Origin of the sequence: Myxococcus sp. AM011 (genome assembly GCF_013372595.1) — a bacterium.
GTDB lineage: Bacteria > Myxococcota > Myxococcia > Myxococcales > Myxococcaceae > Myxococcus > Myxococcus eversor.
Genome location: NZ_JABXEM010000150.1, coordinates 17,723 through 27,203, shown reverse-complemented (window position 1 = coordinate 27,203; position 9,481 = coordinate 17,723). Strand labels below are relative to the sequence as shown.

General features: G+C 68.9%; 8 protein-coding genes. All 8 read left to right on the top strand.

Features of this window, described 5'->3' with window-relative positions; all coding sequences use genetic code 11:
- Positions 1 to 1,599 (top strand): DUF1800 family protein (locus tag HUW62_RS27965; protein WP_176436128.1); only part of this gene is annotated, 1,599 nt, incomplete at its 5' end.
- A 3-nt stretch (positions 1,600 to 1,602) separates the two neighbouring features.
- Positions 1,603 to 3,144, top strand: coding sequence for a DUF1501 domain-containing protein (locus HUW62_RS27960; protein WP_176436127.1), 1,542 nt, complete (start codon positions 1,603 to 1,605; stop codon positions 3,142 to 3,144).
- 236 nt (positions 3,145 to 3,380) lie between these two features.
- Positions 3,381 to 3,887, top strand: a complete 507-nt coding sequence (locus tag HUW62_RS27955) for a hypothetical protein (RefSeq protein ID WP_176436126.1) — start codon at positions 3,381 to 3,383, stop codon at positions 3,885 to 3,887.
- 329 nt (positions 3,888 to 4,216) lie between these two features.
- Positions 4,217 to 5,485 (top strand): phage tail sheath C-terminal domain-containing protein, encoded by a 1,269-nt coding sequence (locus HUW62_RS27950; protein WP_240356518.1) that lies wholly within the window; start codon positions 4,217 to 4,219, stop codon positions 5,483 to 5,485.
- A gap of 15 nt (positions 5,486 to 5,500) precedes the next feature.
- On the top strand, positions 5,501 to 5,890 hold the full coding sequence (locus tag HUW62_RS27945) for a hypothetical protein (protein ID WP_141640601.1): 390 nt from the start codon (positions 5,501 to 5,503) through the stop codon (positions 5,888 to 5,890).
- Positions 5,891 to 5,893: 3 nt separating this feature from the next.
- Positions 5,894 to 6,754, top strand: a complete 861-nt coding sequence (locus tag HUW62_RS27940) for a hypothetical protein (RefSeq protein ID WP_163867043.1) — start codon at positions 5,894 to 5,896, stop codon at positions 6,752 to 6,754.
- Positions 6,754 to 8,448 (top strand): hypothetical protein, encoded by a 1,695-nt coding sequence (locus HUW62_RS27935; RefSeq protein ID WP_176436125.1) that lies wholly within the window; start codon positions 6,754 to 6,756, stop codon positions 8,446 to 8,448. The genes HUW62_RS27940 and HUW62_RS27935 overlap by 1 nt, the downstream gene beginning before the upstream one ends.
- A 4-nt stretch (positions 8,449 to 8,452) precedes the next feature.
- Entirely contained in the window at positions 8,453 to 9,481 is a 1,029-nt protein-coding gene (locus HUW62_RS27930) for a hypothetical protein (RefSeq protein ID WP_176436124.1), read from the top strand.

Genomic DNA, 9,481 nt, shown 5'->3' with positions numbered 1-9,481 from the left:
CCCCACACCCCCTCCCTCGACGCGCCAGGACAACAGGAGCAACGCGCCGAGCCACTCGACACGCCCACCGAGCCCAACGCCCTGCGGTTCCTGGAGCAGGCGACCTTCGGACCCCGGCAGGCCTTTGGCGCCCCGACGCCGCCCATCGACACCGTCGAGCACGTCATGACGGTGGGCATCCGTCAGGCCATCACCGACCAGATCGCCGCGCCGCGCTCCACCTTCGACGGCCTGGCGCCGAATGACCTGGGCTCGCAGTTCTTCTTCCACGCCATCAACGGACAGGATCAGCTCCGGCTGCGCGTCGCCTTCGCGCTGAGCCAGATTCTCGTCGTCTCCCAGAATGGCATCCCCAATGTCATGTCCACGCCGGAGCCCGAGCCGCGCCTGGCGATGGCCAGCTACCTCAACCTCCTGTCCCAGCGCGCGTTCGGCAACTTCCGCCAGCTCATGGAGGACGTGACGCTGCACCCCGCCATGGGCACCTACCTGGACATGGCCAACAACCGGGCCTTCAAGCCCAACGGCCAGCCCATCGAGCCCAACGAGAACTACGCGCGGGAGATGCTCCAGCTCTTCACCCTCGGCCTCCACAAGCTGAATGAGAACGGCACCCCGGTTCTCGACAACCTGGGCCGCACGACGCCCTCGTACACCGAGGCCCAGGTCCAGGCGTTCGCCCACGCGCTCTCCGGTTGGACCTATGCCGGCCCCACCTGCCCCACCGTCGGCCGGACGAATCCGCCTTCGTACGCGGCCCAGATGATGGACTGCGCGGTGAACCACGACGGCACGTCGAAGGAGCTGCTCCGGGGCGTGTGGACCACCCCCAACGGCACGCCTCGCCAGCACCTGAAGGAGGCGCTCGACAACGTCTTCGACGACCCGAACCTGCCCCCGTTCATCTGCAAGCAGCTCATCCAACACCTGGTCACCAGCAACCCCAGTCCCGAGTACGTCCAGGACGTGGTCAACATCTTCAAGAACAACGGCAGCGGCGCCCGGGGTGACCTGCGCGCGGTGATTCGTCGAATCCTCCAGCACGACGAGGCCCGCGGCCCCACGGCGCTCTCCACGCAACTGGCGACGTTCGGCCACCTGCGCTCCCCCGCGCTCCACGTCACCACGCTCGTCCGAGGCCTGAAGGGCACGCTCGACACATCGGGCACGGTGGACCCCGGCGCGAAGCTGAGCTCCTGGAGTCAGTCCATGGGCCAGTACGTCCCCCAGCCGCCGTCTGTCTTCAGCTACTACCCGCCCAACGCGCCCGCTCCGGGCGGCGGGGGCCTGCTCGGTCCCGAGTTCGCCATCCTGGACACGGCCACCATCACCGCGCGCGCCAATGTGACACATGACCTGCTCTTCGTGGGTGCCACGGCCGCCGCGGGAGTCCTCATCGACTTGAGCGCCCTCCCCAACAACTCCAGCGACACCGTGCAGTGGCTCAACCGCTACTTCCTGCACGGCACAATGTCCCTGGAGCTGCGGGACGTCGTCCTCAATGCCATCTCCCACCCCGATGCCGGCGACACCCTGCGCAGGAAGAAGCTCGCCGTCTACCTCACGTCCCTCGCTCCCGAATTCCAGATCCAGAGGTAGCCCATGAGCTTCTCACGACGACAATTCCTCCGTGGCACCTCGCTGGGCCTGGGATATCTCGCCGTCTCCTCCCCCATGCCCGGCTGGCTCGGCAACGCCACCGCCGCGACGCTGTCTGGCTATGCCGGCTACCGCGCGACGGTGTGTGTCTTCCTGCTGGGTGGCAATGACACCAACAACGTCCTCGTCCCCCGGGACAGCACCGGCCACGCGCAGTACCTGGACGCGCGGTCCACGCTCGGCATTCCCCTGGCCGAGCTGCGCCCCATCAACCCCGTGAACATGGCGGCGGGCGCGTATGGACTCCACCCCTCGCTGCAGAAGCTCCAGGCGCTGTTCGAGCAGGAGCGCGCGGCCTTCGTCTGCAACGTGGGACCGCTCACCCTGCCCATGCGCAAGGCGGACTACGAGAGCGGCGCCGTCCCCCGACCCGACAACCTCTTCTCCCACAGCGACCAGCAGGACGCCTGGGCCAGCGGCATCTCCAACCCCTCCACCGTGGATCTGCCAGCGGCGCTCGAGGGCAAGGCCACCGGCTGGGGCGGACGCACCGCCGACCGCCTCCACACGCTCAACCCCGGCGAATACCCGGAGGTGACGTCCTTTGGCGGCAAGGCCCTGTACACCACGGGCGCCGAGCGCCAGGCGATGATGGTGTCCTCCTCGGGAATCCTCGAGATGAAGCAGACGGCCGACGCGGACTTCAACACCCTGCGCACGGAGGCGCTCGCGGACGTGGTGGCGCTCCACAACAACGTCACGCTGGAGGCGTCCTACGGCGGCGTCTTCACCACCGCGCAGACGTTCTCCGCCGCTCGCGCCACCGCGCGCGACGCCGCCTGGAACGCGCTGCCCCTGGCGACGCGCGAGCACATCGACGGCCTCTTCGCCGCGCCCCAGGGTGTGACGGGCTGGACGCTGCACACGCAGCTCTACCAGGTGGTCCGGGACCTCATCGCCGGCGCGGCGCCGTCCGCGAGCGGAGGCCTGGGCGTGCGCCGCCAGATGTTCTCCGTGGGGCTCGGCGGCTTCGACACGCACGTGGGCCAGGAGGCCACGCAGAACGCCCTGCTCCTCCAGGTCGACTTCGCGCTGGACGCCTTCCAGCAAGCGATGACCCGCTTGAAGACCGAGGGGCTCTTCGGCGTGAATCCTCCCCAGGCCACGCTCTTCACCATGAGCGACTTCGGGAGGACGCTGGCGGAGAACTCAGACAAGGGCTCCGACCACGGCTGGGGCAGCCACGCCATCGTCCTGGGAGATCGCGTCCAGGGCCGCCGGCTCCATGGCACCTTCCCCAGCCTGGACCTGTCCTCCGGCGCCGCGAGCAACCCGGACTCCGTCGACGCCAAGGGCCGCTGGTTGCCTTCACTCTCCGTGGACCAGTACGGCTTCACCCTGGCGACGTGGCTGGGACTGGGCGGCGTGGCTGATCGCGACCACGCCTTCCCCAACCTCACCAACTACGTCGCCGCCGCGACCTCCGGAGGCTTCCCCGCCGCCGCGCGCGCCTACCGGATTCCGTTCCTCCTGTCGGACCCCTGAGCGGCCGTTTCCAGAGGGGCGCGGGATCACTTCCCCCTTCATCCACCCCGCGCCCCTCGACCTCCTGCGTCACCTCACTCCGGTGTCAACAATGACAGCCCGAAAATGGTAGGGCCATTCCGCTGTTTCGGGCCCTACCTGATAAACCCTTGAAACCGGTGTGTTCGCTAACATACTGTGCGCATGCGTTCATGTTTCGCATGGGCGCACTCATTTTCACATGAGGGGGACATTCCATGGCAGCAGACGCAGCGACGAACGTTTCCGACGCCCTGGCCACGGTTGACAACATCGCCATCCAGGTCGAACAGGCGCTGTACAAACTGTATCTGGCGGTGAGCGGTACGGGTTTCAAGTCCATCACCGACAAGATTGCCGTCATCTGGACGCCGGTACGCAACGTGCTGAGCTCGGTGCTCAAACAAGTCGAAGGTCTCATCAAGCCGCTGATGGACCCGGCGGTCGTCACCTCCATCAAGGACGTGCTGGAGGCGGGCCGAGACCTGGTGAACTCCACGTTGGACTTGCTGCCGGACTCCGCGCGGAACCTGGCGCTGACGGGGCAGCGGTTCCTGAACATCATCGTCGACTTCGTGGGAGCCGGCGTCGAGCACATCGTCGCCATCGTCGACCTGCTGCTCAACGTGGGCAAGGCGCTCATCGGCGAGGTCTCCACGCTGGCGGCCGCCACCATCGCCGCGCTCCGCAAGACGGGTGTGCAGATTCCCGCCACCAATCCCTGATTCAACCCCAGTCGTCTGTCACGGTTCCTGGTGTGTCGCGGGCGTCTTGGCTCGCCGCCAGTGTATTCAGCGTGTCGTCACGGCCCTGCGCACGCTTTTCTCAATCCAGTGTCTATGAATAGGACCGTGCCCCGCCAGGGGTGGGCGTGAGCCCAGGTACGCGGTCCAGGGAACCTGCACCCGGAGCAGGGTTTTCGACCCCCTCGCATGCGAGGGTCGGGGAGCGTATGGCCACAGGTCTCATCATTCCTGGTGTCCAGGTCACGGTCGTCAAGGAAGTGTTGCCCCAACAGCTTGCACCGTCTGGGGTTCTTGGAATCACAGGCTTCTTGGAGTCAGCCAACGGCACGGTCGTCCGCGCCAGCAGCTGGTCTCGCTTCCTGGAGGTGGCCGGACGCGCGAGCGCCTACAGCCTCCCGGAGGCGCGCCAGGCGTTGGACAATGGCGTCTCCGAGCTGGTGATTTCGCCCCTGCCCGCCACGGCCGGTGCTGTCGCGTCGATCGCCGTCGCGGCCGACAACAGCAAGTATCCGCCGGGGCACGTTGGCGACAAGTTCGGCGCCACGTTCATCGCGAGAGCTCCGGGCCTGTGGGCCAACGGAATCACGCTGAAGGTCACCTACCGGAACAACATCGACCTGACGGTTTCGTTCGACGTGGAGGTCACCCACCCCGCCAGCGGTTCGGTGGAGGTGCTGCGCAACGTCAACTCGGCGTCGCTGACGTCGACGCTGGACACCTCGTCGTTCATCAAGGTGGACACCACGAAGGGCGTGGGCTGGCCCACCGCGGGCACGTACACGCTCGCCACGGGCAAGGACGCCACGCCGGACGACTATGCCACCGCGCTGGGGCGCCTGAAGGACCAGCCGGACGTGGACCTGGTGCTCGCGGCGGTGCAGGACTTCTCCGACCGGGCCAAGCTGACGCGCATCTACGGCGACGTCATCAGCCACTGCAACACGCTGAGCGGCGAGAGCAAGGGCCGGCTCGGCTTCGGGCAGGTCCCGCCCGCCGGGACGCTGGTGGAGAACGCCCAGCTCGCCTCCAACCTGGTCAGCGACAGGTTCGTGCTCGTCGCGCCCCACGGCACGGTGGGCGCGGTCGCCGGCCTGGTGGGAAGCCTGGCGCCGCACCAGTCGCCCACCTTCAAGCGCGTCTCCGGCCTGAACGAGACGCTGGTGAGCGTGGAGGACCAGAAGGCGCTGTTGCGTGCCTTCACGGTCCCCGTCGTCACGGAGCGCGGCCGGGGCACCATCGTGGTGCGCGGCCTGACGACGGACGGCGACCAGATCAACGTCCGCCGCGTGGCGGACCGCGCGGTGCGCACGCTGAAGATGGTGGGTGACCTGTTCATCGGGTTGCTCAACAACGCCGACGGGCGCAGTGCCCTGAAGCAGAAGCTGGTGGAGGCGCTGGTGCAGATGCAGAAGGACGGCGCCATCGTCCCCTCCACCGACGGGAAGGATCCCGCCTTCAAGGTGGAGGTCTATTCCTCGCAGGCGGACTTCGCGCTCGGAATCGTCAGGGTCAACATGGCCGTCAGACCCGTGCGCGCCATCGACTACATCTACGCGACCATCACGGTCCAGGTCTGATGAAGGAACGCACCGATGCCAACGGTATTCTCTGCCAACCGTAGCAGCATCCTCGTCGACGGAGAGGCCGTGGACGGCCTCCAATCCATCGCATTCCGAGTGGTCACCGAGCGCGAGGACATCCGCGCCATCGGTTCCAACGAGCGCGTCGACGTCATCTTCGGCCTGCGCACCGTCATCGGTGAGCTGGTCATCCGCTCCGCGGCCGTGAAGCTGGACACCCTGCTCTCCGAGCGCGGCAAGTTCCAGCTCGTGGCGAACCTCAAGCGCACCGAGGGCACGGACGACACGCGCACCCTGTCCTTCGACGACTGCTTCGTCGAGGGCAAGTCGTTCCAGATGGACGCACACGGCAGCGCCGCCACGACGTACGCCTTCACGGCGACGCGCATCCGCGAGGAGTAGGCCGTGAGGGAGGCGCCCGCCAGCTCAAGCACGGAGTCCGGTGCGGCGCCGATCTCCCTGGAGATCGACGGCCGGACCTTCCACCTCCACCCCGGAGTCAGCTCCGGGGCGCTGGAGGTGGAGTGCTCCACCGGCGAGCGTCTCGCACTCCATCCATGGAGCTTCGAGGCGCACCTGCGGGCGCTCGACCTGCACGCGCGGCTGGATGGCGCGGGCCTGGCCTTCGATACCGAGGGCTTCGCCTTCGATGTGCTGCGGGACTCGGGGGTGCCGGAGTCACTCCACGCGGAGCTGGCACCGCTCGCGCTGTGGTGGGCCGTGGGTGGGGCGAAGGAGCCTTCCACCCAGGCGCCGCCACCGGGTTGGGTGCGGGCAGGTGACGTGCGTGCCCGGCTGCGGCCCTGGACCTTCTCCGAGCGCTCCCGGGCGCTCGAGGACAGCCTCACCGCACAGCCAGATGGTTCGAAGGAGCTGAGCCTGGAGCGCTACCTGCGCTCGATGCTCGCCGTGTCCGTCGTGGAGCGGATTCCCTCGGCGCCACTGGAGACGCTGGATGGCGCGAGCACCGCCGCGCTGCTGGAGGCCGTGGTCGCGCTCAACGCGGGGGACGAGCGCGATGAAGACCGCACCCTGCGCGCCTCCGACAAGGAGTCCCGCGTCCTCGCTGAAGTGACGTTGAAGCTCTGTCGTGCCCTGGGGTGGACGCCTTCCCAGGTGTGGGCGACCCCCGCCGCCGAGGTGGACCGGTTGCTCGCGATGTTGCAGCTCACGGAGCCTCGTGCTCCCACCCCGGCCCCGACTCCGAGGCCGAGGGGACTCTCCGACTTTCCCGACGCGGTGGTCATTCAGGTGGAGGACGACTGATGCGCACGACGTTCACCACCTCCGAGCTGACCTCGCGACTCGCCCGCCCGGCGTTTCGAGCACTCGAAGGGGTCGCTCGACAGCTCGGCGTCAAGCTGCCCGCTCAAGCGCGGGACGCTGATTCGTATGAGGAGTCCTCGCGGGCGACTCCTGGCGGCGACGCCGCGCAGGGGCCCTCCGTGGAGGAGACGCGGGCCACGGCTTCGCATGGCCACGCGGCCTCGGGCCCGCTCGCGCCGCGGTCCTCTCCGGTGGTTCGGCCTGGAGCCGCCGGTGCCTCCACGGCACTCGCCGACACCGCGCCCAGGTCCGTCGTGTCTTCGCGCATCCCCGTCACGCCGAGTGCCCCGCGCGCTTCCGAGGTCAGTGGGTCCGTGAGTCCTGCGTCCGAGGAGTGGGCCGCATCACCTCTGGACCTGGCGCCTTCCTCGAAGCGGACCGGGCTGTCCTCGGCCAACGACCTCGCATCTTCCGCGAAGAGCCTCGCGCACGCTTCGGCCAGCGACCTGACGCCTTCCTCGAAGAGCCTCGCGCACGCGTCGGCGCCTTCCACGAACAGCATCGCGCCCGTCTCGGCCAGCGACCTCACGCCTTCTTCGACGAGCATCGGGCGGCCTTTGGCCAGCGACCCGCGCGACTCTGGACTGGCGCATGCGGCCGACGCGAGCCCCGAGACTTCTCAAGCGCCCCATCCGACGTGGCCCGAGTCGGGTGCTCGGCACGCGTCCTCGTTGCCCTTGGATTTCTCGGCGGGCGCCTCGCGACGTTCGGAGCTCCCGGACAAGGGCGCGCCTGCTTCGAGTCACACCGCCGAGACAGCGTCCGCGCCGTCACCGCACAGAGCGCCCGAGGAGCACTCCGCCACGAGCAGCGATGCGCCCTCCGGGCTCCGCGTCTCCGTCAAGTCCCCGGAGCCACGACCGCTCCAGAAGAAGGTCGTCCGATTGATGCGGCCGTTGCCGCCTCCCTCCGAGGCTCCAGCAACGGAGAGCGGCCCCACGGTCCAGCGCGTCGGTCCTCCCACCGCGCGCCTCGCGGACGCTCCGCGCCACGAGGCTCTGGAAGCCGTGCACGGCCCTCACTACGAGGGAGTCACCTCGACGAGCGCCACGCCACGTCTCCCCGCCTCGCCCGTCGAAGCCACCAACGAGACGCGCACGAGCATCGCGCCAGTGCTCCCCGTCTTGCGCGTGCTGTCCACGACGCCCGCCGCCCTCCATTCTCCGGCGGCCGTCCCGACGACACCCGCCGCGGCTCACGCTCCGTCCGAGGCCGTGGCGACGAGGCCCACGGTGCGCCCCGTCGCGCCCTCGGGCTCACGGCCCAAGGCCCGGCTCACCTTCACGCCGCCCGAGCCCGTGGCCCCCTCGTCGTCGCCCGAGCCGGAGCGCGCGGCACCTCCGGCGTCGCTGGCCACGTCGCACGTCGCGCGGCAGGTCAACCAGGGCGTGACGCCCGTGCTCGAACGAGCGCAGCAGCTCACGCACGAGTCACTCACCATCGACCGCTCCTCGCGCTCCACCACCGCTCCGAGCGCGGACTCCGGCACCAACGCGGCGGTTCGCAACACGTTCAACGTGAACGTGCAGGTGGGCACCGACACCGCGACGTCGGGCATGGACCGGCGCACGCTGGAAGACACGCTGGTGGACATCCTTCGCGAGACGGCACGCCGTCACGGACTGGAGGTCTGAGCCCATGGCCGGCATCGGATACTCCGTGACCATCGGCTCGCTCCGAGCCTCCAACAAGGCCCGCCAGGGGCAGGCCTTCATCCGCTCCATCACCAGCGAGCTGACCATGGACGGCGCGGGCGGCCGGTGCACCGTCGAGTTGGTGCCCTCCGACGCGGGCCTCCCCACGCCGGGCGACAAGACGACCATCGAAATGGATGGCGGCAACGGCGCCGTCACCGTCTTCACCGGCCTGGTGCTGGAAGCCCGAGGCTCGACGGATACGTCCCTCGTCATCGGCGGCGACGCCCTGGCGAAGCTCGCGCGGCTGGACGTGTCGGGCGCCTATGAGCAGATGTCCGCGGGCTCCATCGTCCGCGAGCTGGTGAACAAGGCGGGCGGCACGCCGGGCACCATCGACGACGGCCCCAGCTTCCCAAGCTACGTACTCCATCGCGGCCCGCGCGCCCTGCGGCACATCCTCCGGCTCGCGGAGCAGAGCGGCTTCGACGTCTTCACGGATGGCCAGGGCAAGGTGCACTTCACGGCGCCCAAGCAGGGCGGCGCGGACCACACCTTCGTCTACGACTCGCAGGTGCTGCGCACGCAGGTGGCGAAGCCGCTCGCCGCCATCGACGGCTTCGAGGTCTGGGGCGAAGGCGCGGCCAGCTCCCAGGGAGAGAAGAAGGCGCACTGGCTGGTGGACGACCTGGCCTCCATCCATGGCAAGGCCGCGCTGGGCACCACCGGCAAGGTGCAGGCGGGCTCCACGGGCAAGAGCTCGCGCGAAGTGAAGGACGGCTCGGTCCGCGCTGGAGCGGATGCGTCCGCGCAAGCCAAGGCCCGCGTGGGCGCGCTGGCCGCGCGTCCGCTGCATGGCTTCATCGAAGTGCTGGGGGCGCCGGCCGTGAAGCCGGGCGACCTCGTGAAGGTGGACGACATCCCGGAGGGCCACCCCGTGGAGGCCCTGCTGGCCGGGAAGGTGCTCCGCGTCCGCTCGGTGCGTCACACCCTGAATGCCCTCACGGGCTTCACCACCCGGATGGAACTCTGA

Excerpts from the sequence above, each read along its gene's own strand:
- HUW62_RS27960 (WP_176436127.1), top strand. The coding sequence starts at position 1,603 with ATGAGCTTCTCACGACGACAATTCCTCCGTGGCACCTCGCTGGGCCTG.
- HUW62_RS27955 (WP_176436126.1), top strand. The coding sequence starts at position 3,381 with ATGGCAGCAGACGCAGCGACGAACGTTTCCGACGCCCTGGCCACGGTT.
- HUW62_RS27945 (WP_141640601.1), top strand. The coding sequence starts at position 5,501 with ATGCCAACGGTATTCTCTGCCAACCGTAGCAGCATCCTCGTCGACGGA.
- HUW62_RS27935 (WP_176436125.1), top strand. The coding sequence starts at position 6,754 with ATGCGCACGACGTTCACCACCTCCGAGCTGACCTCGCGACTCGCCCGC.
- HUW62_RS27930 (WP_176436124.1), top strand. The coding sequence starts at position 8,453 with ATGGCCGGCATCGGATACTCCGTGACCATCGGCTCGCTCCGAGCCTCC.